Origin of the sequence: Pseudomonas sp. yb_9 (assembly GCF_043103635.1) — a bacterium.
Taxonomy (GTDB): Bacteria; Pseudomonadota; Gammaproteobacteria; order Pseudomonadales; family Pseudomonadaceae; genus Aquipseudomonas; species Aquipseudomonas monteilii.
In genome coordinates this window covers 1-24774 of record NZ_JBICKA010000067.1, presented here as the reverse complement: position 1 = coordinate 24774, position 24774 = coordinate 1, and the positions used below count along the sequence as shown (strand labels likewise).

Annotated in this window: 25 protein-coding genes and 1 pseudogene; 14 read left to right on the top strand and 12 right to left on the bottom strand. The window is 60.3% G+C overall.

Translation table 11 applies throughout. The annotated features are described in order from the left end of the window. Positions 1–167: 167 nt before the first annotated feature. On the top strand, positions 168–1166 hold the full coding sequence (locus ACF8MI_RS18430) for an FAD:protein FMN transferase (protein ID WP_060500573.1): 999 nt from the start codon (positions 168–170) through the stop codon (positions 1164–1166). A 204-nt stretch (positions 1167–1370) separates the two neighbouring features. Beyond that, a complete protein-coding gene (gene sthA, locus ACF8MI_RS18425) occupies positions 1371–2765 on the top strand; it encodes a Si-specific NAD(P)(+) transhydrogenase (protein ID WP_060500409.1) in 1395 nt (464 codons plus the stop codon). Between the two features lie 48 nt (positions 2766–2813). Here sthA and ACF8MI_RS18420 read toward each other — a convergent pair whose 3' ends face one another. Beyond that, positions 2814–3530, bottom strand: a complete 717-nt coding sequence (locus ACF8MI_RS18420) for a glycerophosphodiester phosphodiesterase (protein WP_019096214.1) — start codon at positions 3528–3530, stop codon at positions 2814–2816. A 31-nt stretch (positions 3531–3561) separates the two neighbouring features. Continuing rightward, positions 3562–4146 carry a PilZ domain-containing protein gene (locus ACF8MI_RS18415; protein ID WP_200929225.1) on the bottom strand — a complete coding sequence of 195 codons (585 nt, stop codon included), beginning with the start codon at positions 4144–4146 and terminating at the stop codon, positions 3562–3564. A gap of 93 nt (positions 4147–4239) precedes the next feature. On the opposite strand from ACF8MI_RS18415, the gene ACF8MI_RS18410 reads away from it, so the two are divergent. The 3 genes from ACF8MI_RS18410 (at position 4240) to ACF8MI_RS18400 (ending at position 7484) form a co-directional block, all read left to right on the top strand. Next, on the top strand, positions 4240–5490 hold the full coding sequence (locus ACF8MI_RS18410) for a lipoprotein-releasing ABC transporter permease subunit (RefSeq protein ID WP_060500413.1): 1251 nt from the start codon (positions 4240–4242) through the stop codon (positions 5488–5490). Positions 5491–5497: 7 nt separating this feature from the next. Further along, positions 5498–6181, top strand: coding sequence for a lipoprotein-releasing ABC transporter ATP-binding protein LolD (gene lolD, locus ACF8MI_RS18405; RefSeq protein ID WP_171577286.1), 684 nt, complete (start codon positions 5498–5500; stop codon positions 6179–6181). A gap of 61 nt (positions 6182–6242) precedes the next feature. After that, entirely contained in the window at positions 6243–7484 is a 1242-nt protein-coding gene (locus tag ACF8MI_RS18400; protein WP_060500415.1) for a lipoprotein-releasing ABC transporter permease subunit, read from the top strand. A 62-nt stretch (positions 7485–7546) separates the two neighbouring features. Here the strand turns inward: ACF8MI_RS18400 and ACF8MI_RS18395 are convergent, their stop codons facing one another. Both ACF8MI_RS18395 and cinR read right to left on the bottom strand, forming a co-directional pair. Beyond that, entirely contained in the window at positions 7547–8899 is a 1353-nt protein-coding gene (locus ACF8MI_RS18395; RefSeq protein ID WP_156867267.1) for a heavy metal sensor histidine kinase, read from the bottom strand. Next, on the bottom strand, positions 8896–9576 hold the full coding sequence (cinR, locus tag ACF8MI_RS18390; protein WP_104835237.1) for a two-component system response regulator CinR: 681 nt from the start codon (positions 9574–9576) through the stop codon (positions 8896–8898). The genes ACF8MI_RS18395 and cinR overlap by 4 nt, the downstream gene beginning before the upstream one ends. 160 nt (positions 9577–9736) lie before the next feature. Between cinR and ACF8MI_RS18385 the strand changes: the two genes are divergently transcribed. Together ACF8MI_RS18385 and queF are read left to right on the top strand one after the other, a co-directional pair. Continuing rightward, positions 9737–10246 carry a plastocyanin/azurin family copper-binding protein gene (locus ACF8MI_RS18385; protein ID WP_156867268.1) on the top strand — a complete coding sequence of 170 codons (510 nt, stop codon included), beginning with the start codon at positions 9737–9739 and terminating at the stop codon, positions 10244–10246. Positions 10247–10314: 68 nt separating this feature from the next. Further along, positions 10315–11145 (top strand): NADPH-dependent 7-cyano-7-deazaguanine reductase QueF, encoded by an 831-nt coding sequence (queF, locus tag ACF8MI_RS18380; protein WP_060500423.1) that lies wholly within the window; start codon positions 10315–10317, stop codon positions 11143–11145. 33 nt (positions 11146–11178) lie between these two features. Here the strand turns inward: queF and ACF8MI_RS18375 are convergent, their stop codons facing one another. Continuing rightward, positions 11179–11442 carry a DUF4404 family protein gene (locus ACF8MI_RS18375; RefSeq protein WP_019471256.1) on the bottom strand — a complete coding sequence of 88 codons (264 nt, stop codon included), beginning with the start codon at positions 11440–11442 and terminating at the stop codon, positions 11179–11181. A gap of 122 nt (positions 11443–11564) precedes the next feature. Continuing rightward, positions 11565–12131, bottom strand: coding sequence for a phosphonoacetaldehyde phosphonohydrolase-related protein (locus ACF8MI_RS18370; protein WP_060500425.1), 567 nt, complete (start codon positions 12129–12131; stop codon positions 11565–11567). Between the two features lie 201 nt (positions 12132–12332). Between ACF8MI_RS18370 and ACF8MI_RS18365 the strand changes: the two genes are divergently transcribed. Then, positions 12333–13040, top strand: coding sequence for a VacJ family lipoprotein (locus tag ACF8MI_RS18365; protein ID WP_060500427.1), 708 nt, complete (start codon positions 12333–12335; stop codon positions 13038–13040). A 34-nt stretch (positions 13041–13074) separates the two neighbouring features. Here ACF8MI_RS18365 and ACF8MI_RS18360 read toward each other — a convergent pair whose 3' ends face one another. Further along, complete coding sequence (locus ACF8MI_RS18360) at positions 13075–13374, bottom strand: PilZ domain-containing protein (protein ID WP_060500429.1); 300 nt, start codon at positions 13372–13374, stop codon at positions 13075–13077. A 281-nt stretch (positions 13375–13655) separates the two neighbouring features. On the opposite strand from ACF8MI_RS18360, the gene rssB reads away from it, so the two are divergent. Both rssB and rssC read left to right on the top strand, forming a co-directional pair. Next, on the top strand, positions 13656–14837 hold the full coding sequence (rssB, locus tag ACF8MI_RS18355; RefSeq protein WP_104835474.1) for a two-component system response regulator RssB: 1182 nt from the start codon (positions 13656–13658) through the stop codon (positions 14835–14837). Beyond that, complete coding sequence (rssC, locus tag ACF8MI_RS18350; RefSeq protein ID WP_200929226.1) at positions 14834–15316, top strand: anti-sigma factor antagonist RssC; 483 nt, start codon at positions 14834–14836, stop codon at positions 15314–15316. Before rssB ends, rssC begins: the two co-directional genes overlap by 4 nt. 12 nt (positions 15317–15328) lie before the next feature. Here rssC and ACF8MI_RS18345 read toward each other — a convergent pair whose 3' ends face one another. From ACF8MI_RS18345 to dusA, 3 genes are all read right to left on the bottom strand, one after another. Then, positions 15329–17179: an alkaline phosphatase D family protein gene (locus tag ACF8MI_RS18345; protein ID WP_200929227.1), complete on the bottom strand. Its 1851-nt coding sequence runs from the start codon at positions 17177–17179 to the stop codon at positions 15329–15331. Between the two features lie 145 nt (positions 17180–17324). Then, positions 17325–18251 (bottom strand): transaldolase, encoded by a 927-nt coding sequence (tal, locus tag ACF8MI_RS18340; RefSeq protein WP_060500436.1) that lies wholly within the window; start codon positions 18249–18251, stop codon positions 17325–17327. 170 nt (positions 18252–18421) lie between these two features. Next, the gene (gene dusA / locus ACF8MI_RS18335) at positions 18422–19432 is read right to left on the bottom strand and encodes a tRNA dihydrouridine(20/20a) synthase DusA (RefSeq protein ID WP_182408551.1); all 1011 of its coding nucleotides are present in this window, start codon (positions 19430–19432) and stop codon (positions 18422–18424) included. 423 nt (positions 19433–19855) lie between these two features. Here dusA and ACF8MI_RS18330 point away from each other — a divergent pair, with 423 nt between their 5' ends. After that, a complete protein-coding gene (locus ACF8MI_RS18330; RefSeq protein WP_392517711.1) occupies positions 19856–20254 on the top strand; it encodes a hypothetical protein in 399 nt (132 codons plus the stop codon). A gap of 304 nt (positions 20255–20558) precedes the next feature. Here ACF8MI_RS18330 and ACF8MI_RS18325 read toward each other — a convergent pair whose 3' ends face one another. After that, a complete protein-coding gene (locus tag ACF8MI_RS18325; protein WP_200929228.1) occupies positions 20559–21689 on the bottom strand; it encodes a hypothetical protein in 1131 nt (376 codons plus the stop codon). Positions 21690–22271: 582 nt separating this feature from the next. On the opposite strand from ACF8MI_RS18325, the pseudogene ACF8MI_RS18320 reads away from it, so the two are divergent. The 3 genes and pseudogenes from ACF8MI_RS18320 to ACF8MI_RS18310 form a co-directional block, all read left to right on the top strand. After that, positions 22272–22349 (top strand): annotated as a pseudogene (locus ACF8MI_RS18320) (DUF4113 domain-containing protein); the annotation flags it as partial. Between the two features lie 95 nt (positions 22350–22444). Then, complete coding sequence (locus ACF8MI_RS18315; protein ID WP_200929229.1) at positions 22445–23266, top strand: hypothetical protein; 822 nt, start codon at positions 22445–22447, stop codon at positions 23264–23266. 48 nt (positions 23267–23314) lie between these two features. Continuing rightward, on the top strand, positions 23315–24028 hold the full coding sequence (locus ACF8MI_RS18310) for a hypothetical protein (protein WP_200929230.1): 714 nt from the start codon (positions 23315–23317) through the stop codon (positions 24026–24028). Between the two features lie 614 nt (positions 24029–24642). Here the strand turns inward: ACF8MI_RS18310 and ACF8MI_RS18305 are convergent. Beyond that, on the bottom strand, positions 24643–24774 hold a 132-nt coding region (locus tag ACF8MI_RS18305), incomplete at its 5' end, for a GyrI-like domain-containing protein (protein WP_392517714.1).

Below are 24774 nucleotides of genomic sequence, written 5' to 3'. Positions count from 1 at the left end.
TGGCTCGATATCGTGTCGTACAAACGAGGCGGTCGCGCGCGCCTGCCGCAGGCGTTACTGGCCAGAAACAAACGTAGGAGCGAGCGCAGCTCGCGATGCGCCGCGCGGGCGGCGCTCGATGTGTGCCACGCCACAAAATTCAAGCCAAGCACCCAGGAACCGATTTTTTGCGCAAAGCCATACTGTTCATCCTCATGCTGCTCACCGCCTGCAACCAAGGCCCCACCCTGGAGCGCCTGGGTGGCCCGACCATGGGCAGCAGTTACAGCATCCAGTACGTCCGTGAGCCCGGCGGCCCGGCGCCGGAACAGGTGCAAGCAGCGGTCGAAACCATCCTGGGCGACATCGACCAGCACTATTCGACCTACCGCGCAGACTCCGTCGTCAGCCTGTTCAACCAGTTGCCCGCCAACCAGTGCCTGGCCCTGCCGCCCGACATGCTCGAACTGGTCAACCTTGGCCAGCACCTGGCCGAGCAGAGCGATGGCGCCTTCGACCTCACCGTCGAGCCCCTGCTCGACCTGTGGGGCTTTGGCCCTCAGGCCCGCCACGAGCAGGTGCCGGACCCGCAAGCCCTGGCCCAGGCTCGTCAGCGCGTGGGCTATCGGCACTTGCACATCAAAGGCCCGGCCCTGTGCAAGGATGCCCCGGTGCAGCTCGACTTCAACAGCATTGCCGCCGGCCATGCCGTCGACCTGATTGCGGCTCGCCTGCAAGCCATGGGGGTAACCCGCTTTGTCGCAGAGGCCACTGGCGAGCTCAAGGCGGTCGGCCGCAAACCCGATGGCAGCCCTTGGCGCATCGCCCTGGAACTGCCCCGTGAAGACCGCCAGATCGCCCGGCAGATCATCCCGGTCAATGGCCTTTCAGTATCAACCTCGGGTGACTATCGGCACTATTTCGAGCAGAATGGCCGGCGCTATTCGCACGCCTTCGATGCCCGTCTGGGGCGCCCGGTGCAACATGACCTGGCCGCCGTCACCGTGCTGCACGCGTCGGCGCTGCAGGCCGACGGTTATTCGACGCTGCTGCTGATCCTTGGCCCTGAGCGTGGCTGGGATTTTGCCCTGGCGTATGGCCTGGCTGCGGTATTGGTGACTCGGGCCGAGGGTGGCTTCGTCTCCCGAGCTACGCCCGCATTCGAACGGGCGGTGAAAGGCGATTGAAAGCGCAGGCAGGGATGATTGCCGCCAGGGAATGGGTAAACCATATGTAGTGCGGGCGAAATTGGCCTACGACGCGACCAAGGGTTAATGTGCGCGGCGTTCACGCTTGATTAGACTGCACCCGAATTTTCTCATGACGCCCCGGCGGCATGATCGCGCCCCGCGAGCGACCGTGGCTTGCGGGCCAGTTCTGAAGGAGTACGCATGGCTGTCTACAACTACGACGTAGTGGTGCTGGGTTCCGGCCCGGCCGGTGAAGGCGCGGCAATGAACGCCGCCAAAGCAGGGCGCAAGGTAGCGATGGTCGATGACCGTCGTCAGGTCGGTGGCAACTGCACCCACCTGGGTACCATCCCGTCCAAGGCACTGCGTCACTCGGTGCGGCAGATCATGCAGTTCAACACCAACCCGATGTTCCGTGCCATCGGTGAGCCGCGCTGGTTCTCGTTCCCGGACGTGCTGAAAAGCGCCGAGAAGGTGATTGCCAAGCAGGTGGCATCGCGAACGGGCTACTACGCCCGTAACCGCGTTGACGTGTTCTTCGGCACCGGCAGCTTTGCCGACGAGCAAACCGTCGAAGTGGTGTGCCCGAACGGCGTGGTGGAAAAACTCAACGCCAAGCACATCATCATCGCCACTGGCTCGCGCCCGTATCGCCCGGCCGACATCGACTTCCACCACCCACGTGTGTACGACAGCGACACCATCCTCAGCCTCAGCCACACCCCGCGCAAGCTGATCGTGTACGGCGCCGGCGTGATCGGTTGCGAATACGCCTCGATCTTCAGTGGCCTGGGCGTGCTGGTAGAGCTGGTGGACAACCGTGGCCAGCTGCTGAGCTTCCTGGATTCGGAAATTTCCCAGGCGCTGAGCTACCACTTCAGCAACAACAACATCACCGTGCGCCACAACGAAGAGTATGAGCGCGTCGAAGGCCTGGACAACGGCGTGGTCCTGCACCTGAAGTCGGGCAAGAAGATCAAGGCCGACGCCTTGCTGTGGTGCAACGGCCGTACCGGCAACACCGACAAGCTGGGCCTGGAGAACATCGGCATCAAGGTTAACAGCCGTGGCCAGATCGAGGTCGACGAGGCCTACCGCACCAGCGTGCCGAACATCTACGGTGCAGGCGATGTGATCGGCTGGCCAAGCCTGGCCAGTGCCGCCCATGACCAGGGCCGTTCGGCGGCTGGCAGCATCGTCGACAATGGCAGCTGGCGCTTCGTCAATGACGTGCCGACCGGCATCTACACCATTCCGGAGATCAGCTCGATCGGCAAGAACGAGCAGGAGCTGACCCAGGCCAAGGTGCCGTACGAAGTGGGCAAGGCCTTCTTCAAGGGCATGGCGCGTGCGCAGATCGCCGGCGAGCCGCAGGGCATGCTGAAGATCCTGTTCCACCGCGAAACCCTGGAAATCCTCGGTGTGCACTGCTTCGGTTACCAGGCTTCGGAAATTGTCCACATCGGCCAGGCGATCATGAACCAGCCGGGTGAGCACAACAACCTGAAGTACTTCGTCAACACCACGTTCAACTACCCGACCATGGCCGAAGCCTACCGGGTAGCTGCTTACGACGGCCTGAACCGGCTTTTTTGAGCGGCTCCGACCGGTGGCCTGAGCCGGTCGGAGAGACCGATTTCAACCCTACCCGAGGGTGGTCTTGGCCAAACCGGGAAAGTCTGTAATCAGGCTGTCCACGCCAAAGTCAGCGAGCCGGCGCATCAGTGCCGGTTCGTTGACCGTCCACACCGACACGTGCAAGCCCTGGCCCTGTGCTTTGAGCAGGCGCTCGGGGGTGCACAGTGTCCAGTTCAGGGCCAGCATCTCGCAGCCGTAGTTCTGCGCCACCTTCAACGGGTCGAGCCAGGCGTATTCGGCTACCAGCCCGCGTTTCACGTCCGGCACCAGTTCCTGGGCTGCGCCCAATACTTCGCGTGAGCTGGAGGTGATGGTGACCTTGTCCAGCAGGCCGTATTGCTGGGCCAGTTCGCGGATCGCCAGTACGGTGGTGGCGGCGCGGGTGCGCGAAGCGCTCTTGACTTCCAGCTGCCAGTGCTCGAACGGGCACTTCTCGAACAGTTCTTCCAGTTTTGGAATAGGGCAGGGCTGCACATGGCCCGGGCCGCCTTTACGTGCGTCGATTTTCACCAGGTCGGCGGCCGGGTGCTCGACCACCTTGCCGCGTTTGCCGGTGGTGCGCTTGAGGGTAGGGTCGTGGATCACCATCAGCTCGTTGTCGGCCGACAGGTGCAGGTCCAGCTCGCAGCGGGTGACGCCGTGGGACAGGCACTGGCGAAAGCTGGTCAGGGTGTTCTCGGGTGCTTCGCCCTTGGCGCCGCGATGGCCGTAGATCAGGGTCACGTTCGTTCCTTCAAATCAGGGGGAAATGGGCTCAGGAGGCGGGGTCGTTCTGTTCCAGCTGCTGGCGCCGTTGTTGTTGCTGGCGCTGCAGGATGTAGCGGGCCAGCAGTTGACGCTGGGCGTCGGTCATGTCGGTAAACTCGGTGCCGACCTCGAAGCCGCCCTCCGGGCGCGGGTCGCAATGGGTGACCTTGCCGCGCAGCAGCAGGCCATGGGCACGCGGCATCAGCACCATTTTCACTTTTACCCGGGTGCCGGGTTCAATCTGCGTGGCCTGGACGAATTCGATACCGCCTTCGGAGATGATCACCGGCAGCGGCTGGCCGACTTCGCCAAGCAGGGTTTGCGCAACCACCGCGCTAAGCAAGTCGAGGCGCTTGTTCTGCGCCCGCAGAAAGGCAGCGAGGGTGCGGTCCTTGTCACTCAGCTGGCGCAGCAGGTGCTGCGACTCGAAGTCGGACAGATGCAGTTCGCTGAGCAGGTTGAACAGCGGGGAATCATCTTGCAACACATCTGGGTCGAGGGCTTCGGCCGCGCTGAGGGGGCTTATTTGAAGTGCGATCCGATCTTCGATGCGGTAGTATTCGCGGCGATCTTCTTCGTCTAATGTCGTCATGGCGAACCCAAGGTAGCGGCGGTGGTCCGAGTGTAAAGCCGCCGTAGGCGCCTCGCCACAAGGACGTTCCCTTTCATCCGAACAAGCCCCGACATGTTCAGACCTCTTTTCGCATTCATCGGTACGCGTTATACCCGTGCCAAACGCCGTAATCACTTCGTCTCGTTCATTTCCCTGACCTCGATGATCGGCCTCGCCCTGGGCGTGGTGGTGATGATCGTGGTGCTGTCGGTGATGAACGGTTTCGACCACGAGATGCGCACACGCGTGCTCGGCATGGTCCCGCATGCCACGCTGGAGAGCGGCCAGCCCATTACCGACTGGCCTGCCCTTGCCCAACAAGTAAAGCAGAATCCGCAGGTGGTGGCGGTAGCGCCCTTCACCCAGATGCAGGGCCTGCTGACCCATGACGGCAAGGTGCAGAAGGTGCTGCTCAACGGCATCGACCCGGCCCGCGAGCGCGAGGTGTCGATTATCGACAACTTCATTTTGCAAGGCCGCCTCGACCAGCTGGCGCCGGGCGAGTGGGGCATCATGATCGGCGACAAGGCTGCGGCCAAGCTGGGTGTGGCCATTGGCGACAAACTCACCTTCGTCGCCCCGGAAGTCAGCGTGACACCGGCCGGCATGTTCCCGCGCATGAAACGCTTCACCGTGGTGGGCACCTTTCATGTGGGTGCGGGCGAGATCGACGGCTATCTGGGCCTGACCAACATCAGCGACCTGTCCCGCTTGCACCGCTGGAAGCCCGACCAGGTACAGGGCCTGCGCCTGAAATTCGACGACCTGTTCCAGGCGCCGCGGGTGGCCTGGAGCATTGCCCAGCAGCTGGGTGACCAGGAGTACTACAGCCGCGACTGGACCCGTACCCACGGCAACCTGTACCAGGCCATCCGCATGGAAAAGGCCATGATCGGCCTGCTGTTGCTGCTGATCGTGGCGGTGGCGGCGTTCAACATCATTTCCACGCTGGTGATGGTGGTGAACGACAAGCGTGGTGACATTGCCATCCTGCGCACACTGGGCGCCACGCCCGGACAGATCATGCTCATCTTCATGGTCCAGGGCACGGTAATCGGGGTGATCGGTACCCTGATCGGCGCCGTGGTCGGGATTGTTGCCGCGCTGAACGTGAGTGCGGCGATCGCTGGCATCGAGAAACTGATCGGGCACAAGTTCCTCAACGCCGACGTGTACTTCATCGATTACCTGCCCTCGCAGATCCAGGCCCAGGACGTGTACATGGTCTGCGGTGCGGCGCTGGTCCTGAGTTTCTTCGCCACCCTGTACCCGGCCTGGCGTGCGGCCCGCACCCAGCCTGCAGAGGCGCTACGTTATGAGTGAGTCGCGCATGAGTGATAAAGCCGTTCTGAGTTGCCGCAACCTGGGCAAGTCCTACGACGAGGGCCCGGAGTCGGTGCAGGTGCTGTCCGGGCTCAACCTGGAGCTGCATGCCGGTGAGCGCATTGCCATCGTCGGTAGCTCGGGCTCTGGCAAGAGTACCTTGCTCAACCTGCTGGGCGGCCTCGACCGTCCGACCCAGGGCAGCGTCTGGCTGGCCGGCGAAGAGCTGTCGGCGCTGGGCGAGCGCGCCCGTGGCCTGCTGCGCAACCGTGAGCTGGGCTTTGTCTACCAGTTCCACCACCTGTTGCCAGAGTTTACCGCCATCGAGAACGTGTGCATGCCGCTGCTGATCGGCCGCACGCCCATCCCCGAGGCCCGTGAGCGCGCCGAGGCGCTGCTCAAGCGCGTGGGCCTGGGCCATCGCCTGAACCACAAGCCGGCCGAGCTGTCCGGCGGTGAGCGCCAGCGTGTGGCGATTGCCCGGGCCTTGGTCAACCGCCCTGGCCTGGTGATGCTCGACGAGCCGACCGGCAACCTCGACCACCATACCGCCCAGGGCATTCAGGAGCTGATGCAGGAGCTGTCCAGCGCTTCGCGCACGGCGTTCTTGGTGGTGACCCACGACCTCAACCTGGCGCGGCAGATGGACCGTGTATTGAAGCTCGACGACGGCCACCTGGTGGCCATCTGATCGACTGCCCGGGGTGGCAGGTGCCGCCCCGTTTTCCTGTTTTCACTGGGTGATTCCGTACATGTTCAGACCCTTGCCCATTTTCATCGGCGCGCGCTACACCCGAGCCAAGCGTCGCAACCACTTCATCTCGTTCATTTCGATGACCTCGATGATCGGCCTGTCGCTGGGTGTGCTGGCGATGATCGTGGTGTTGTCGGTGATGAACGGCTTCCAGCGTGAAATGAGCGCGCGCATTCTTGGCCTGGTGCCGCATGCCGCCATCCTGGGCGTGCAGCCGATGGACGACTGGCACAAGGTGGCCGACACGGCCCTGCAGAACCCGGCGGTGATGGCGGCAGCGCCGATTACCGAAATGGAAGGCATGCTGTCGTACAAGGGGGCGATGCAGCCGATCCAGGTGGGCGGTATCGACCCGGCCGAAGAGGGCAAGGTCTCTATCGTTGGCCAGCACATCGTGCAGGGCCGCTTGCAGGACCTGCGGCCGGGTGAGTTCGGTGTGGTCATCGGCGAACTGACGGCGCGTCGCTTCCGCCTGAACACCGGCGACAAGCTGACCCTGATCGTGCCGGAAATCAGCAAGGAGCCGGGCGGCATTACCCCGCGTATGCAGCGCCTGACCGTGGTCGGTATTTTCAAGGTCGGCGCCGAGCTGGATGGTTCGCAGGCTTATATCCACGTGGCGGATGCCGGTGAGATGCAGCGCTGGGCGCCGGGCCAGGTGCAGGGCGTGCGGTTGAAACTGCATGACCTGTACGCCGCGCCGCAGGTGTCCAAGGCCATCGCTGCCGGGCTGGGCGATGCCTACCGCGCCGATGACTGGTCGCACACCCAGGGCAGCCTGTTCAGCGCCATGAAGATGGAAAAGACCATGATCGGCCTGTTGCTGATGATGATCATCGCGGTGGCCGCATTCAACATCATCGCCACCCTGGTGATGGTGGTGAACGACAAGGGGCCGGACATTGCCATCCTGCGTACCCTGGGCGCCACGCCCGCGCAGATCATGGGCACGTTCATGGTTCAGGGCAGCCTGATCGGCATTGTCGGCACGTTGATTGGTGGCGTGCTGGGGGTGATTGCGGCGTTCAATGTCAGCCAGATCGTTGGATGGCTCGAGCGGGTGAGCGGGCAGCACATCTTTACGTCGGATGTGTACTTTGTCAGCAGCTTGCCGTCGCAGTTGCAGTGGGGGGATGTGGCGATCATCTGCACGGCGGGGTTGGTGATGAGCTTTTTGGCGACCATTTACCCGGCATATCGGGCATCGCAGGTGCAGCCGGCGATTGGCCTGGCGGTTTGATGTTTACCTGAGAGTCTGGGAGCGGCCTTGTGTCGCGATGGGCTGCGAAGCAGCCCCCAATTTCACCGATCCTGAGTGAACTCGATCAAAAACCGCGTCCACCCATCCTCGCATTCCGCCCGGATGCACCCGCCATGGGCCTGCACGATCGACCGGGTAATCGCCAAACCCAACCCCGCATGCTCGCTGCTGCCTTCCCGTCGCGCCGGGTGGACCCGGTAGAAGCGGTCGAACAACCGTGGTAACGCTGCAGGGTCGATAGCCTGCCCGGTATTGGCCACGCAGATTGTAGGCCCCGGCTCCAGCGTCACCCTTATCTGCCCGCCCGCCGGCGTAAAGCGCATGGCGTTATCCAGCAAGTTGGACAACGCTCGCCGCAGCATATGCCGGTCGCCCTGCAGCACGGCCTCACCCTCGCGCAGCATCTGCACACCGCTGTCCTCGGCCAGTGGCGCGTAGTACTCCAGCAGAGCATCCACTTCTTCATGCAACGCCAGCGGCGCCTGCCCCGGCACCAGCAGGCCGTGATCGGCCTTGGCGAGGAACAGCATGTCGTTGATCATCTGCGCCATCCACAGCAGCTCTTCCAGGTTGCCATGCAGTGCTTCGCGGTACTCCTCCAGGCTGCGTGGGCGGGTGAGGGTGACCTGGGTGTGGGTCAACAGGTTGGATAGCGGTGTACGTAGCTCGTGGGCGATGTCGGCAGAGAATGCTGAAAGCCGCTGGAAGGCATCATCCAGGCGCTGCAGCATGGCGTTCATGCTGGTGGCCAGTTCGGCCAGCTCCTCGGGCATCTGCGCCACCGGCAGGCGTGTGGTGAGCGAGCGTGCCGACACGCCAGCGGCCACCTGGCCCATCTGCCGCAAAGGGCGTAGCCCACTGCGTGCGGCCCAGGCGCCGAGCAGCGCGGTGGCCAGTGCCGACAGGCCGACGGTTAGCCAGATCAACCGTTGCATGCCTTGCAGGAAGTGCTGGTGGTGGGTGATGTCCAGGTAAAGGGTGAGTTGCGGCGACGGTGTTGTGCCTTGTGCCAGGTGCACGGCCAGGCTGCGGTAGTCGGTGCCTTGCGCGTGCAGGGTAGCCAGCCCGGCGGGCCGTGGTGCCTGCGGCAGCCCTGTGCGGCTTTCGAACCAGGTGGTGCCGTCGTTGCCGCTGATGCGCAAGGCCAGGTCGGCCTGGTGGCTCAGCTCATCGTGCAGGGCGGGCAGGCGGGCCTGTAAATCTTCCGGCGTGCTGATGCCGGCCAGTTGTGTGCGGAACAGCGACAGGCGCGAGTCCAGCAATTGTTGGTCCAACTCGACGAAATGCTGCTCGCTGGCCTTGCTGAACAACAGGCCGGCGCCAAGCGAGACGGCTGCTGTGCAGGCGGCGAACAACAGGGCCAAACGGCTGCCGAGGGAAAGCCTGCGCATCAATCTGCACGCTCTTCGAGTACATACCCCATGCCGCGTACGGTGTGGATGAGTTTGTTGGGGTGCGGGTCGTCAATCTTCAGGCGCAAGCGACGGATCGCCACCTCGATCACGTTGGTGTCGCTGTCGAAGTTCATGTCCCATACCTGCGAGGCAATCAGCGATTTTGGCAGCACCTCGCCCTGGCGGCGCATCAACAGTTCGAGCAGGGCGAATTCCTTGGCGGTCAGGTCGATGCGCTGGCCGGCGCGCTCGGCGCGGCGGCGGATCAGGTCCAGGCGCAGGTCGGCCAGGCTCAGGGTGGTGTCCTGGCCGGGGTTGGTGCCACGGCGCAGCAGGGTGCGCACCCGGGCCAGCAGCTCGGAAAAGGCAAAGGGCTTGACCAGGTAATCGTCGGCGCCCAGCTCCAGGCCGTGCACCCGGTCTTCGACGGCGTCGCGTGCGGTGAGGAACAGTACCGGCGTGTCGAGGCCGGCCTGGCGCACCGCTTGCAGGATTTGCCAGCCATCCCGGCCGGGCAGCATCACGTCGAGGATCAGCAGGTCATGGTCACCGGTCAGCGCCAGAAACTGGCCGGTTTCGCCATCGGTGGCCAGTTCGGTGGCGAAGCCGGCTTCGCTCAGGCCCTGGCTCAGGTACTGGCCGGTGCGGGCCTGGTCTTCGACGATCAGCAATTTCATTGGGTAGCTTGCCTCCAGCAAGGGCCGGGTGATGCTTGAAATGATACGTGACTATCCCGGCCGTCACTCAAGCTGACAAAGTTGTAATCTCCCTGTCAGGTTGCTGCCAGCCGTCCCTGACTAAGGTGGCCTCATACTGTTGCGCATGCCCGGAGTCATCATGAAACACCTGTTCATTGCCGCCACCCTTGCCTTGGTCAGCCTGCCGGCCTTTTCTGGCGAGGCGCAAACCTTCGCCTTCGGCGAGCCGGCCCCGGCGGCCAAAGCCACCCGCACGGTGGAGGTGGTGCTCAAAGACATTGCCTTCGAGCCCAAGAGCCTGCAGGTAAAAGCCGGTGAGACGGTGCGCTTCGTGCTGGTCAACGAGGGCAAGCTGCCGCACGAGTTCAACCTGGGTGACAAGGCCATGCATGCCGAGCACCAGAAAGAGATGGTCGCCATGCAAGGCAAGATGTTCACCCAGGCCATGAACCATGAAGGCATGGACCACGGCCAGATGATGGATCACGGTGGCGGCCATGGTCACGGTGGGGGCAATACCGTGCTGGTAATGCCCGGCCAGCGCGCCGAGCTGACCTGGACCTTCCGCCAGTCGGCGCCCATCGAGTTTGCCTGCAACGTACCAGGGCATTACCAGGCCGGTATGGTCGGGGCCTTGACCATCGAGTGACTTGCCCTGCAAGGCGGGGTGCAAAACCGGTAAACTAGGGGCAATTTCGAACCTCTAGGTCAGTTTCCATGCATCCCGCTGCCGAACACTCCCCGCTGGGCAAATCCAGCGAATACATTGCCACCTACTCCCCGGAGCAGCTGTTCCCGATCCCGCGTACTGCCAAGTGGGCCGAGCTGGGCGTCACCGCGCAGACCCTGCCCTGGCAGGGCGTGGATTACTGGAACTGTTTTGAGCTGAGCTGGCTGCTGCCGTCGGGCAAGCCTGTGGTGGCGATCGGCGAGTTCGCCATTCCGGCTGATTCGCCGAACATCATCGAATCCAAGTCGTTCAAGCTGTACCTCAACTCGCTGAACCAGACGGTGTTCGCCTCGCTGGGCGAGTTGCAGGCGTGCCTGGAGAAAGACCTGTCCGCTGCCGCTGGCAAGCCGGTGGGCGTGAAGGTGCGGACCTTGGCCGAGGTCGAGGCCCAGGGTGTGGTGGCTTTGCCGGGGCTGTGCATCGATGCGCTGGATGTGGCCATCAGCAACTACGAGCAGCCGCAACCAGAACTGCTACGCTGCGACCCGGAGCGGGTGGTGGAAGAAATCTTGCACAGCCACCTGCTGAAGTCCAACTGCCCGGTTACCGGCCAGCCGGACTGGGGCAGCGTGGTGGTCGAGTACAAGGGCAGGGCGCTGGACCACGCCAGCCTGCTGACCTACCTGATCAGCTTCCGCCAGCATGCCGACTTCCACGAGCAGTGCGTGGAACGCATTTACCTGGACTTGAAGAACCTGCTGCAGCCGGAGCACCTGACGGTGTATGCGCGCTATGTGCGCCGGGGTGGGCTGGACATCAACCCTTACCGCAGCACCGGGGCGATCAGCCCGCAGAACACGCGGCTGGTTCGGCAGTAAGGTATGGGGGCCGCCAAGCGGCCCCCGGCTATTTCAGATCCCCATGCTGTGCAGCGAGTTGGCAATGCTGCGCAGGGTGGCGGTGAGGTCGGGGTGGTCGGCCTCGAAGCGTTCGATCGCCAGGTTCACGCCATCCACCAGATTGTTGTCCGGCGTGGCTTCCTCAAGTTTCAGTTGCGCCTCGATCTGGCGCGCTTCTTCGTGCAACGCGGCCAGCTCGTCTTCCGAAAGCGGTACGTTGCGGTCCAGTTGCTCGCGCAAGCTGTTCAGGCGCTCTTGCAATTCGCGGGCAGGCATTGGTAGTTCTCCATCAATGGCTTGGCAAACCATGGACCTCAGCGAAGCGGCAAAGGTTCTGGCCTGTCTTCAGCGTAATCCAGCTGCCGCCGCTTTGCATGATCCGTGTCAAAGGTGCTGTATCAGGGTTTTTCACCTTTGCGCCGGCGCTGCGCGATGTCCTGCAGGCAGGTATCCAGCGCTTCGAGGTGGTCGATCACCGAATGCACGCCCAGGCTGAACAGCTCCAGGGTCGCCTTGCCGCGGGCCAGGTCCTGTTCCTGTGTGCTCATGGCTTGCCAGTGCTGCGAGCTGCGGTCGCAGAGCGGGCTGCAGGCGGCCAGTCCTACCGTCCACAAGCCCGCATTAAGGCCCGACTGCAGCAGGCGCGGGTCGCCGCTGACCAGCACGCAGCCGTCCAGGCGTTCGCTGTCCAGGCTCATCAAGGCCTGCCAGCAGGCGTTGGGCGCTGGCCAGCGGACGCCGTTGACCAGGTGCCCTGGCAGCCAGTCGGGCAGCACATGGGCCAGGCGTTTGCTGTGGGCGGCGGTGAGGTCATCCAGCCAGATGCACGGCACCTGGCGATGACGCAGGCTGGCAAGGGTGGCCAGTGCGCCGGGGGCGGGTGAGGGGGCGCCGCCATTGGCAGCCTGCACCAGGCAGCCGCGCAAGCCGAACAGCACAGCAGTGAAGGCGGGTGCAGCGTCCATGGCAACGTCCCCCAAATAGTCCGCAGGCTATTCGCTGATTGTTACCGGCCTGTGACAGGCTCGCCCGCGCAACAGTTGTTCACAAAATATTGAGCAAAAATGTGTAAAGCTGTTTATCAGGCCGCAAGCCTCTATACTGCCGCCTTACCAGCAGCGCGCCCCGTTGCGCGTGCGGCCGAGAAATTCGATGGAGAGACATCTATGCGTAGGATCGGTGCCAGTGTGATCGAACGAGTCACCCAGGCCTGTGTCTGCGCCAGCTTGCTGCTGGCGCCCGTGGCAGCCACCCAGGCCGCCACCGAGGAAGATCCCTGGGAAGCGGTCAACCGCCCGATCTTCCGTTTCAACGATACCCTCGACACCTATGCCCTGAAGCCATTGGCCAAGGGCTACCAGGCGGTCACCCCGCAGTTCCTTGAAGATGGCATCCACAACATCTTCCGTAACCTGGGCGACGTGACCAACTTGGCCAACGACCTGCTGCAGCTCAAGCCCCATGCAGCGGGCGTGGACACTGCGCGGCTGATCGTCAACACCACGTTCGGCCTGGGCGGCTTCTTCGATGTGGGCACCAAGATGGGCCTGCAACGTAATGACGAGGACTTTGGCCAGACCTTGGGTTATTGGGGCGTGCCGAGCGGCCCGTACGTTGTCATCCCGCTGCTGGGGCCGAGCACCGTACGTGACGGCGTAGCCAAGTACCCGGACACCTACACCAAACCCTACCGCTACATAGACCATGTGCCGACGCGTAACTCGATCTTCGCCCTGGACGTGATCGACACCCGTGCCGACCTGCTGTCGGCCGAGAAGCTGATTCAGGGTGACAAGTACATCTTCATTCGCAACGCCTACCTGCAGAACCGCGAGTTCAAGGTGAAGGACGGCGAAGTCGAAGACGACTTCTGATCCGTAGGCCTGGGGCTGCAACGCGGCCCCAGGTTCAGTGCATCGCCAGAATCCGCAGCCCGAACTTCTGCTGCCCGCCCGGCTGATCGGCAATCCATACCACTTCGGTACTGGCATGCAGCCCTTTCAGCGCCGGGTGGTCCGAGTCGATCCGCACCTCGATATGATCCCCCACCAGAAAGCGCTGCGGTGCCTGCACCTGCATGCCGCCGCTGGAGAGGTCCAGGCACACCGCCGCAATCACCTGGCCTTCATGCAACAGGCTCACCTCGGTGTCGATGCGCATCCGGATAAAGTCGCGTTTCTCGCTGTGGCTGGAGGGCGTGTGGGGCATGCTGCATCCTTCCCATCGGGTTGCGCTGGTCGACTTTCTTATAACTCCCGGTGATTTGCCCTGTAAAGAGCGGCGAGGTCGACCCTTGCATGCTTGAAACCCCTGCCGGATGGGAGTACCGTCTGCGCCTTACAAGGTAGCGCTCACAGTTGCCGGAGAGTTGCCGGGCAGGTGTTCTTGTCCTACAACTCAAGTAGAGTGTGACCATAAAGAATTCCCGTAGCTGGCCGTCTGCCTTGCCGACACCGCTGCACCAACCTAAATCGGCGCCGTTCGCCCACATGCAGAAAACCAGTGCAACGCTGCTGATCATCGATGACGACGACGTGGTCCGTGCGAGCCTCGCCGCCTATCTTGAAGACAGTGGCTTCAGCGTCCTCCAGGCCGGTAATGGCCAGCAGGGGCTTCAGGTCTTCGAAGAACACCAGCCCGACCTCGTGATCTGCGATCTGCGCATGCCGCAGATGGGCGGCCTCGAACTGATCCGCCAGGTCAGCGAGCGCGCGCCGCAGTTGCCGGTGATCGTGGTGTCGGGTGCCGGCGTCATGAGTGATGCGGTGGAAGCGTTGCGCCTGGGCGCCGCCGACTACCTGATCAAGCCGCTGGAAGACCTGGCCGTACTCGAGCATTCGGTGCGCCGCGCCCTCGACCGTTCGCGCCTGGTGCTGGAAAATCAGCGCTACCGCGACAAGCTCGAAGCCGCCAACCGCGAACTTGAAGCCAGCCTGCACCTGCTGCAGGAGGACCAGACCGCCGGTCGCCAGGTGCAGATGAACATGCTGCCGGAAAGCCCCTGGGCAGCCGGCGAGTTCGCTTTCGCGCACCAGATCATTCCGTCGCTGTACCTGTCGGGTGATTTTGTCGATTACTTCCGCGTGGACGAGCGGCGCATTGCCTTCTACCTCGCCGATGTTTCCGGGCATGGCGCGTCGTCGGCCTTTGTCACCGTGCTGTTGAAATTCATGACCACGCGGCTCATGTTCGAGCTCAAGCGCAGCAAGATGCGCGAGTTCAAGCCGTCGGAAGTGCTGAGCCATATCAACCGCGGCCTGATCAACAGCAAGCTGGGCAAGCACGTCACCATGGTCGGCGGTGTGATCGACGAAGAGTCCGGTCTGCTGACCTACGCCGTTGGCGGCCATTTGCCGCTGCCGGTGCTGTACACCCCCGATCATGCCCGCTACCTGGAAGGCCGTGGCCTGCCGGTGGGGCTGTTCGAAGAGGCCACCTACCAGGACCTGGTAGTCGAGCTGCCACCGCAGTTCAGCCTCAGCCTGATGTCCGATGGCATTCTGGACCTTTTGCCGGGTGACACGCTCAAAGATAAAGAAACCGCCTTGCCGGAGATCGTCAAGGCAGCAGGTGGCAGCCTGGATGGGCTGCGTCAACGATTTGGATTGGCTACGCTTGGGGAGATGCCGGATGATATCGCCCTATTGGTGTTGAGCAGGAACCTTCAATGAGTACCGGTAGAATCCAGTTCGCCGAGCAGAGTGGTACCTTCGTACTGAAATTTGTCGGTGAAGTGCGCCTGACCCTGTGTTCGGCGCTGGATGCGACGATCGAGAAGATTTTCACGGCGTTGAACTTCTCGGCGATTGTCATCGACCTGACTGAAACCGAAAGCATCGATAGCACCACCCTGGGCCTGTTGGCCAAGCTGTCGATCCTGTCGCGGCAGAAGGTGGGCCTGCTGCCGACCGTGGTTACCACCCACCCGGACATTTCCCGGTTGCTGCAGTCGATGGGCTTCGATCAGGTGTTCAACATTGTCGATCGCCCCATTCCGTGCCCGGAATGCCTGACCGACCTGCCATCGCAGGACCAGAACGAAGATGTGGTGCGCTCCAAGGTGCTAGAGGCGCACAAGATCCTCATGGGCCTGAACGACTCCAACCGCGAAGCGTTCCATGATCTGGTCAGTGCGCTGGAGCGAAGCTGACCTGTTGCCAGGCTAGCGCCCGGCAACAAACTCGGTCGCTTCAGCGCCGTCGGCATCCAGCTGAAATACCCGCACTGGCCGCCCCTGTTCGTCGAAGAACACCTGCCCCAACCCCGCGCCATTCCACAGCCGCTCTCCAGCCTTGCTGTGGCTGGGCGTGCGCGGTACCACTTCCATCTGCCGGCGCCTGGTGAACCAGTTCAACGGCGAGCGTGGCGAATATAGCCAGCGGTTGAGCCGGTCGAGCACATCCAGCAAACGCCGGGGGAACTCGTTCTTAATCCCGCTGCTGGTCACCTGCCACAAGTGAGGGCTGCGCTGGCGGTGGCGGATCAGCACTTCATAGACGAACGAGTAGTGCACATCCCCGGACAGCACCACGTAGTGCCCCGGTGTACGGGAGTGGCGGAAGATGTTGAGGATGACCTGCGCCGCCCCCCGGTGGGCCATCCAGTTTTCGGCATCGACCAAGAGTGGATAGCCCAGCCAGCTGAATACCTTTTGCACCGTCTCGATCAGCTTCACGCCAAAAATCGGCGCTGGTGACACGATGACCGCTGACGGGTGGTCGAGCAGTGCTTGCTGCAGCTCGCTCAGCGCCTCCCAATCGAGCAGGCCGGACGGTTTGGCCAAACTGCTTTCACTGCGCCAGCGGCGGGTGCGGGTGTCCAGCACCAGCAGGGGCGGGTTTGTGGGCAGGCTGAATTGCCAGCCCTGGAAGCGCAACAGCGCGCCGATCAGCTCATCCTGGCGTTGGCCGGTCAGCGCCTGGCATTGCTCGGTCAGTGGCTTGCAGCCGTCCGGGTTGTTACCCCAGGCCTGGCACAGCAGGTAGCCGAGCAGGGCGTTGCCGATGATGCGCCGCGAGAACGGATGGCCGTAGGCGGTTTCTTCCCACTGTGCAGAGAGGTTCCAGTCGTCGGTGATGTCGTGGTCGTCGAAAATCATCAGGCAGGGCAGGTGGGCCATCACCCGCGCGACCTGGCCGAGGTTGTCGGCAAACGCCTGGATCAGTGGCAGCTCTTGCCGGTAACGGGCCTGGCGCTGGTCGGTAAGGCCGGTGGGCATGTCCAGGTTCACCAGTTGCCAAGGCACCGGTGACCACACCAGCAGGTACATGGCCATGACCTCGGCGAAGGTCACCAGGTGGTTGTCGGCGTTGCTGGACGAGAAAATCGGCTTGCGCTTGCCGCCGAAAAAACGCTTGCGCAGGGTGTCGTTGTGTTCCTGCGCCGGCAGCAGGTCGGCGCGGTGGTAGTAGCTGGCCGGGTGCTGGTACAGCGCCTGGCTATCAGGCACCACCGCACCCTCCAGTTGCTCGTCGAACAGGCCCAGGCGCGCGATCAGGCTATGGATGGCGCGCAGCATGGGGCCGGCGACATCGTCGGCGTACACCTGGTCGCCGGTCATCAGCAGCACGGCCGGGCGGTCTTCAGGTTGCTTGCAGGTTTGCAGCAGGCGGTCGGCGCACAGCAGGCCATCGGCAGCAGGGTGGTGCGGCTTGCGGCAGGAACCGTGCAGCAAGTGATTGAGGCGATCGCGCAGCACCAGGCTTGGGCGCTGGGTGCCGGGGTAGAGCAGGTGCGGTGCCCAGCCCGCGATGCCCTGGCCGTTGATGAGCAGGTCGTAGTCAAGCAGCTGGTTGCAGGGCAGAGGGTGGTTGAAGTGGATGTCCAGCAGGTGGATGAAGGCGTGCTGGCCGACCGGGATAACCTGGCAATCGACCTGGGCCTCGCCTGCGGGGCAGATGAAATCGGGTTGCAGCGGTTGGGTGGCGACCAGCCAGATGGCTAGGCGCTGGGGCTCCAGGCGGCGCAGTACCGGGCCGGTGAGTACGAGGGGCAAGGGGGTAGAGGAGGTCATCGACAGCTCAGGTGGCTTATCGGGCCTCTTCGCGCCGAACCGCCGCGAAGAGGCCCTGGAATTCAATACACATCTAATGCCAGGGGAAACAAAACGGGCGGAAAATGCTGAACACTTCCCGCCCGTCAGGCAAACCCGAACTGTATCAGGCCTTCTCAGCCATCAACTTCTCCAGTTTTTCCTGGTCCCGCGCAAATTGGCGGATACCCTCGGCCAGCTTCTCGGTGCCCATGGCATCTTCGTTCATCGCCCAGCGGAACTGGCTTTCATTCAGCTGCTGCTTCGCCTCACCGCCATTGCCCGGTTTCAGCACCTGCGGCAGCTCGCCCTGGTCATCGCTCAGCTGCTGCAACAGCTCCGGGCTGATGGTCAGGCGGTCGCAGCCAGCCAGCTGTTCGATCTGGCCGATGTTGCGGAAGCTGGCGCCCATGACCACGGTGTTGTAGCCATTGGCCTTGTAGTAGTTGTAGATCCGCGTGACCGACTGCACGCCCGGGTCCTCGGCGCCGACGTATTCCTTGCCGGTGCTCTTCTTGTACCAGTCGTAGATGCGGCCCACGAACGGTGAAATCAGGAACACCCCGGCATCGGCGCAGGCTTGTGCCTGGGCGAAGGAGAACAGCAGGGTGAGGTTGGTCTGGATGCCTTCCTTCTCCAGCTTTTCGGCGGCGCGAATGCCTTCCCAGGTGGAGGCCAGCTTGATCAGCACACGCTCACGGCCAACGCCGGCCGCTTCGTACAGCTCGATCAGCTTGCGCGCCTTGGCCAGCAGGGCCGGCTCATCGAACGACAGGCGCGCATCCACTTCAGTGGAGATACGCCCCGGGATGACCTTGAGAATGCCCGAGCCCACGGCCACTGCGAACTTGTCGCAAGCCAGGTCGACATTGCCCTTGGCATCGGCCTTCACCTGCGTGAGCAGATCGGCGTAGCCCGGGATGGCGGCGGCCTTGAGCAGTAGCGACGGGTTGGTGGTGGCATCGACCGGCTTCAGGCGGGTGATGGCATCCAGGTCCCCGGTGTCGGCGACCACGGTGGTGAACTGCTTGAGTTGTTCCAGCTTGGAGGTCATGGGCGTGCTCTGTCCTGTGCAATGACTCGACATTACCCGAGCCCCGACGGCCGCTCAAGGGCCGTCGAAACCATGCAGGCAAGCGGTTGCAGCAGGCTTGCCCGCGAAGGGCGGTGCGAAAGGTGAAGATTCGAGTCGCAAGCCGGCCGGAGGTTCCCAATCCTGCGTTGTCACCGCCCCTGCAACAACTCCACTGCCTGATCAAACACCGCCAACGGCTCAGCGGCCTTGTGAATATCCGCCGACAGCAATTGGCGGAAGCGCCGTGCGCCCTTGAACCCCTGGGCCAACCCCAGAATGTGCCGGGTAACGTGATGCATCGCGCCACCACTTGCCATATGCGCCACGATGTAAGGCCGCAGCTGTGCCAGCGCCTCGGTACGGCTGACCACCGGCGCCGCGCTGCCAAACAGGTGCTGGTCCACCTCGGCCAGCAGGTAAGGGTTGTGATACGCCTCACGCCCCAGCATCACGCCGTCGAAGGTTTCAAGGTGCGCCTGGCATTCGGCCAGGGTCTTGATCCCGCCGTTGAGCACGATCTCCAGGTCCGGGAAGTCGGCCTTCAACTGCGCTGCCACGTCATAGCGCAGCGGCGGGATTTCGCGGTTCTCCTTCGGCGACAGCCCCTCCAGAATCGCGATACGCGCATGCACGGTAAAACTCCGGCAGCCGGCCTCGCGCACCTGGCCGACGAAGTCGCACAGTTCGGCGTAGCTGTCGCGGCCATTGATGCCAATGCGGTGCTTGACCGTCACCGGCGTCGACACCGCATCACGCATGGCCTTCACGCAATCGGCCACCAGCGCCGGGTGCGCCATCAGGCAAGCGCCGATCATGTTGTTTTGCACCCGGTCGCTCGGGCAGCCGACGTTGAGGTTGACCTCGTCGTAGCCGGCCTCCTCGGCCAGGCGCGCGCAGGCAGCCAGGTCGGCGGGCACACTACCGCCCAGTTGCAGGGCCAGCGGGTGCTCGGAGACATCGTGGCGCAGGAAACGGTGGGCGTCGTTGTGGAGCAGGGCGCCGGTGGTGACCATTTCGGTGTAGAGCAGGGTTTGGCTGGAGAGCAGGCGCAGGAAGAAGCGGCAGTGGCGGTCTGTCCAGTCCATCATGGGTGCAACGCTGAAGCGGCGAGAGGGCTCAGGGCGCGTGGTTTGTGGCTTTGATGCTGATTCTAGGGGCATTCTGGTCTACGCATTTTGTACCATTTTTCGGGGGTTTTTGGTGTGGCGGTGGTGCGATGTACCAATGCCAGCCACGCTTGTACCACCGGAAATCATGGCAACGATTAGAGCAAGGAAAAAGGCCGATGGAACGGTTAGCTATACCGTTTAGATCCGGCCTCAAGAAAAAGGGTGTCCTAGTCTACCAAGAAGACCGGACGTTCGCCCGTGAGCAGGCTGCTCAAGGCTGAGGGAGGCGACGAGAGACTGAGTTGGCAGAGACAGACGCGGAATTTGCTGGTGCTGGTGGACTATGCCCTATGGCATATGAGCTCTTAAGGCGGTGGCATCAAGCCGTAGAAAGCCGGCAATGATCTGGCTCACCTGGGGTCAGTATTGTCGTTGGCCAGGGCAACGTCGGGGTACGAGATCATCCCCCAAGCTATGGCTGACGCGCGCCTTGTCCTGAAGCGCCTCGGCTACAACATGAAAAGCCGGGGGTGGGATCGCAGGCCAACGCTCGAAGATCTCGACAAGGTGCTCGAGCACTTCTTTGAGATGCTTGCACTGCGTCCGGGAGTCATTCACATGCTGAAAATCGTGGCGTTTGCCATCTTTTCTACGCGACGTATGGACGAGATCGCTCGCATCATATGGGAGGATCTGGATGAGCATCGCCAGGCGGTGAAAGTGCGGGACATGAAGAACCCCGAGCAGGAGATCGGACTGGAATTCGCTGCGGCGTTACACCCATCTGAGGGGGCGTGGCGATCGATATTTAGGATGGAGTTGGTTGGAGCGGATTATCCGGCCCCCGTTATCCTAGGCGCCCGGGTGGAGTAGTTGCTTGGGATATGCGCAGAGTTGACCATCACTTGTGCTTCGCCTTAAAGAGTCGGTTGCAGCGGACGTGCTCAGTGCATTGAATACGTTGATCGATATGAGGCGGCCATGATCACCCCTACGCCTGTCACGGCCCTTGGTCGATCCATCTGTCAGTAGGGGCCGCTTTCGACTCGCAGCGCTTGTTGAGGTGATTTATTAGGTAGTGTGCAGACACCCAATGAGCAGCCGGTGCGACAACAGCTCAAATCACCCCTAAGCAGACCGTCTACCCTCTAAGCGCCACTTTCGACTCTCGCTCTAATTAGTCTTCTGTGTTGGAGGTACGTAGGCTTTCGCTAGAAGTAATATCGACTGGATGCATCCTTTGGTGCACCAAGCGTGCGACTGTAGATGCAGTTTCCCAATTTATTTTTTTGAAGAACTCATCACCAGCGAATTTACTCTCAAGCTTTGCCAAAAACGAATCAAGCCACGCGTGGTATTCCCAGCCAGATCGAGATAGAAGTGACCAGTATTTGAATTCGACGCTCGTTGAGAGCTTTATCTCATACGGTCTATTGTCCGAGCGCTTGAGCCCATCAAGATACAAACTTGAAAAATCAAATGGAATGCTGGCTGAGAAACCTTTAAAGTCAATGACGATTTTTAGCTTGAATTTTGGAGTTTCAATCGAAATCGAGCCTGGTGCGAGCCGCTGCACATTCGCACCTAGCGGCAATGTTAGGTCAAATCTCGAGTAGCGAATCCCGCCAGGTCCGGAAAACATAATTGGCTGAAAATTGAGGGGGGTGTTCGGCTCGCCGACAAAAGCAGCCCGCTCTCGCATAGGTCGTGAAAATGTATCTAAAAATCTATTGTTAAAGACAATATCGGGAATATCCTCCCTAGACAGTTCCTGTAGCCGCTTTGACTCAAGTTCGGATTGACCGAAGTAGTCTGTCAAATGAGTCGAAAGCTCCTCTAGTATATAATACTCTGTTGCTTCAACAATTAGTTTGCCTGCTTCGGTTTCTCTGATTCGCTTTCCGCCTGCATGTATTTCTTTAAACGCATTTTCAACAGAATCTGATTCCCACAAGCGCTTAGGAGCAGTGTTTTCAGCAAAAAGGGCTACAAAAAAAGATCTCAGGACTTCGCTGTAATGATATCGGGGTACTTTTATGAGTTCCTTGGTTTTTGAGTGGATGATTAAAAAGCCCTTCATTTCTCGATAAACGTGACGCGATGGAATTGTCTGCTTCACTATCACGATCAAGCTTATTGTCAAAAGCAGAAGTGATAACTTCCATAGCGCAGAACTTCCTGATAGCGATCCTTCGATCGCCGAAGAAAGCAAATTTACGCCCACTGCGAGGAAAACTGTGGCGACCAGAATTTGCAGAAGTGCACCACGGTTTTTTAGCAGTGTGGCGAGAGGAGCTGATTTTGACATTGATCTATGGCCTAGTTTGAAACAGGCACCAAGTGGTCCGGATACGCACCTTCTGGAGGAAAATACTCTCGTCGGCGCCCGCGAGGATTTGAAGTGCGCATTGGTACTGATGCTAAAGACATCAACTCGACAAGTCCCTTTACCAGCATGCTGGCATTTTGAAGACTAGCTTACTCGCTTCGCTTTAGGCAATAGGTATGCGTGCGCCTCTGCCGTCATCGGCCGCTCTAGGTCGAGGGCTGTAACTTCAAGGGAAGGTATTTAGGCATTTCTACCTTTCCGATTAAGCCGATTTAGAGGGGGGATCGATAGCCACCGATCATAGATGGCCACCCACGAAGGGTGACTGGGAATTCGGCTGGGAGGAATATTAGGATGCAGCGAGCTGGCCCGGCCGGACGGCTGCTATTTTGCCCATTCGTTGCGCCAATGCGGGCATGCAAAAAGGCGCCCAAGCCCTGCTGCCCTGGCTCGTTAAGCAGCCGGAGTCTTGTGGCCGGCTGATGGCAGTACTGGATGAGATCAATGACAAGTATGGGCGGGTGATGAGGCAGGTAGCTAGCCTCGCGCGCGCCCGCGGGGTGGGGGATGCGCCGAGATATGATTAGCCAATCCTATACGACCCCGATAGATCAGCTCTGGCGAGTTCTTGCTCGCTGATCACAGGGGGCTTGGGAAAATTCCAGAATTGAGGCTTAATTGGAAGTAGCCCATCGCCATCATGTGGGCACTGGCTCATGGAGAAGAGAATTAACGTGAAAGAATTAAACTTTAAAATATCATATACTGGCGGATCAGCAGACCAGGGTCTGCTTGATATTTACGATGCAAGTGTATCTACCCAAGGGCTGGCGCGGGCCTTATCTATCACCACTCATGCATTTGTAAATGATGGGCAAATACGTAAGCGCGCAGAAAGGGTGAAAGGAGCCAAGGTGTATTTACACCCGCCGCGCAAGGGAAGCTTTGAAGAGCTAGTCACAATTGTATTTAGTGATCCGGTTGTGCAGGCTATTGGCGGGAGTGTTATAGCAGCTGCGTTTTGGGACTTTGTTAAGTGGACATGGTCCGAAGCGGTAGGGCAACAGCACCGCCCCCAGACGCCATTCGTAAAAAGGCTTGAAGATAGAGTTGAACCCTTAATCGGAGAGATTGGGATAGCCTTGGAAAGCCCCATGGCCTCCTTACACCGTCCGATTGAAAATTCTGCTAACATGGAGATCTCAATTTCCAGGCCCAAGGTCGGCGAAATAGTCCGGTTGAACCAAGCAACTATGGCTTATGTCAATATTTTGGACGAGGAAGATCCAGAGGATGGGATTATTGGCAATGTAACAAAATACAATATCCTTAGTGGGTATGGAAGGGTGTTTGTTGACGAGCTAGATAAGACTGTGCCGTTCGATCTTGATGAGGATGTGAGTGCAGATGAAAAAGCACTCCTTACAAGGTCCAGTCATGACAGGAATAGGGGGTTAGATGGTAAAATCGCTTTGCATGCTTCTAGGGTTCTGACGGGGCGTGGAGAACTGAAGAGATATAAAGTTTTTGGTGTTGAATGGCTTGGGAATCAATAAGTGTTACGAGTGCCGGCTGCTGGTTGGCACTCATTGAGGCAGGAGAGAATGAATAAATTACTATCCGATACCGTGTCAACAAATGATTTCTTTGACGGTTTAACAAAGCTTGGCGGGGCAGTTGTTGGATTGTCTTTGTTTGCTTATGTTGCAGGCTATGTTAAGGCTCTTGCAATGTATAAGGCGATCGGAGGGGGGTGGGTTGTAGAGTTTCTGACGTCGCAAGATATTTTGCGAGTGGGAAGTTATTCGTTGGTAATGGTGGGCGTTGTAACTTTGGCAGGGGCGTATATTTTTTATACCCGTGGATGGGTGTGGTTGAAAATTTTATCCTTTTGGATTGCTGGTTTAGTGGTGTGTTTTTTCGTGTTTCCACCAAAAACTGGTTGGGGTGACGATTGGTTTACAACATTCAGTACGGCTGATTTTATAAGTGGTCTGTTGTTCCTCTCCTCAGGGTGTTTGTTGGCGTGCGCTGGCTATGTCTATGTCAGCGCCGGTTTGACTCGGATGGTTTTGGTGTTGGCTCTGCTTGGAGGATTAATCTCGCTCTATCTAACCCCAAATTATCTAGGTAAGTTATGGGGCTATGAGGTATTAACTGCGCAGACTGCTCTGCCAAAGACGTCAGATTTAAAATCCGATTGCTATTTGCTTGGGAGTGTGAACTCTAAGTATCTTATTGGATGCGTCTCTAACGGTAAAATGGTAGAGATGAAGATGGTGGAGATTAACAAAGATGTTTCCTTTCAAGGGCGATGATCTTGCATTCTAGGAAGCTATCCGTCCAGATTTGGGGAGAGATGCATTATGGAAAATCGAGATGCATTGTATATTGACAATCATAAGGTAACCCGAATGCAATCCTGACCTTCATCGCCTTCCTTTCAAAGTTCGCCTCGGTCGGCGGCTGTCGCGAGTGCGCTGAGCGATCCGGTCACACAAGCAGGTGATAATCGTCTCGTGTTCTCGGGTCAGGTGTGGCCCCGCGTCAGTTATCGGCCCGCATCGGTAAATGATTAGGGCTTACTTTGATTGCTGTGTGTATACACAGTGTATGTCTGTGCAAGGTCTGGGTTGGGGTAGAACAGATAGTACAAAAATGGTACTAGGGCGGAATGGTTGCTATGGAAGCCATGTAGTTAAAGATCTTCAGGAAGAATAGGCCCAATCCATCATCGGCAAAACGCTGAACGGCCGGAACGGTTCCGCACATTGAATTTGAGCTGATTCTTGAGCCCTCTGAGACACGTATCTGATACCCGGCGTGGTTGCCCGACGCCGGGGGATTTGGGGACTGGGCACAATCTACCAACTTGGCCTGCGATGCGTCTGGCCCTGTGATGGTTGGCGTTGCCCGCTACCCATGACCATGCTTACTTCAACGGCACATAAACATCCGTCTCCCACTGCTCCAGCGGCGTTTCCGGATACACACTCAGGTACTGAAAGAACAACGGATGATCCCGCAGTTCTTCATGACTCGAAGGCAACCAGTCCCGATAAAG

Bases quoted from the DNA above. Each gene is read 5' to 3' on its own strand.
- ACF8MI_RS18345 (WP_200929227.1), bottom strand. From the start codon at position 17,179: ATGACCTCCTCTACCCCCTTGCCCCTCGTACTCACCGGCCCGGTACTG.
- ACF8MI_RS18370 (WP_060500425.1), bottom strand. From the start codon at position 12,131: ATGGACGCTGCACCCGCCTTCACTGCTGTGCTGTTCGGCTTGCGCGGC.
- ACF8MI_RS18325 (WP_200929228.1), bottom strand. From the start codon at position 21,689: ATGTCAAAATCAGCTCCTCTCGCCACACTGCTAAAAAACCGTGGTGCA.
- queF (WP_060500423.1), top strand. From the start codon at position 10,315: ATGCATCCCGCTGCCGAACACTCCCCGCTGGGCAAATCCAGCGAATAC.
- lolD (WP_171577286.1), top strand. From the start codon at position 5,498: ATGAGTGATAAAGCCGTTCTGAGTTGCCGCAACCTGGGCAAGTCCTAC.
- ACF8MI_RS18310 (WP_200929230.1), top strand. From the start codon at position 23,315: ATGAATAAATTACTATCCGATACCGTGTCAACAAATGATTTCTTTGAC.
- cinR (WP_104835237.1), bottom strand. From the start codon at position 9,576: ATGAAATTGCTGATCGTCGAAGACCAGGCCCGCACCGGCCAGTACCTG.
- ACF8MI_RS18385 (WP_156867268.1), top strand. From the start codon at position 9,737: ATGAAACACCTGTTCATTGCCGCCACCCTTGCCTTGGTCAGCCTGCCG.
- ACF8MI_RS18415 (WP_200929225.1), bottom strand. From the start codon at position 4,146: ATGACGACATTAGACGAAGAAGATCGCCGCGAATACTACCGCATCGAA.
- ACF8MI_RS18410 (WP_060500413.1), top strand. From the start codon at position 4,240: ATGTTCAGACCTCTTTTCGCATTCATCGGTACGCGTTATACCCGTGCC.
- tal (WP_060500436.1), bottom strand. From the start codon at position 18,251: ATGACCTCCAAGCTGGAACAACTCAAGCAGTTCACCACCGTGGTCGCC.
- rssB (WP_104835474.1), top strand. From the start codon at position 13,656: ATGCAGAAAACCAGTGCAACGCTGCTGATCATCGATGACGACGACGTG.
- ACF8MI_RS18360 (WP_060500429.1), bottom strand. From the start codon at position 13,374: ATGCCCCACACGCCCTCCAGCCACAGCGAGAAACGCGACTTTATCCGG.
- rssC (WP_200929226.1), top strand. From the start codon at position 14,834: ATGAGTACCGGTAGAATCCAGTTCGCCGAGCAGAGTGGTACCTTCGTA.
- sthA (WP_060500409.1), top strand. From the start codon at position 1,371: ATGGCTGTCTACAACTACGACGTAGTGGTGCTGGGTTCCGGCCCGGCC.
- ACF8MI_RS18330 (WP_392517711.1), top strand. From the start codon at position 19,856: ATGGCTGACGCGCGCCTTGTCCTGAAGCGCCTCGGCTACAACATGAAA.
- ACF8MI_RS18365 (WP_060500427.1), top strand. From the start codon at position 12,333: ATGCGTAGGATCGGTGCCAGTGTGATCGAACGAGTCACCCAGGCCTGT.
- dusA (WP_182408551.1), bottom strand. From the start codon at position 19,432: ATGCCCCTAGAATCAGCATCAAAGCCACAAACCACGCGCCCTGAGCCC.
- ACF8MI_RS18375 (WP_019471256.1), bottom strand. From the start codon at position 11,442: ATGCCTGCCCGCGAATTGCAAGAGCGCCTGAACAGCTTGCGCGAGCAA.
- ACF8MI_RS18400 (WP_060500415.1), top strand. From the start codon at position 6,243: ATGTTCAGACCCTTGCCCATTTTCATCGGCGCGCGCTACACCCGAGCC.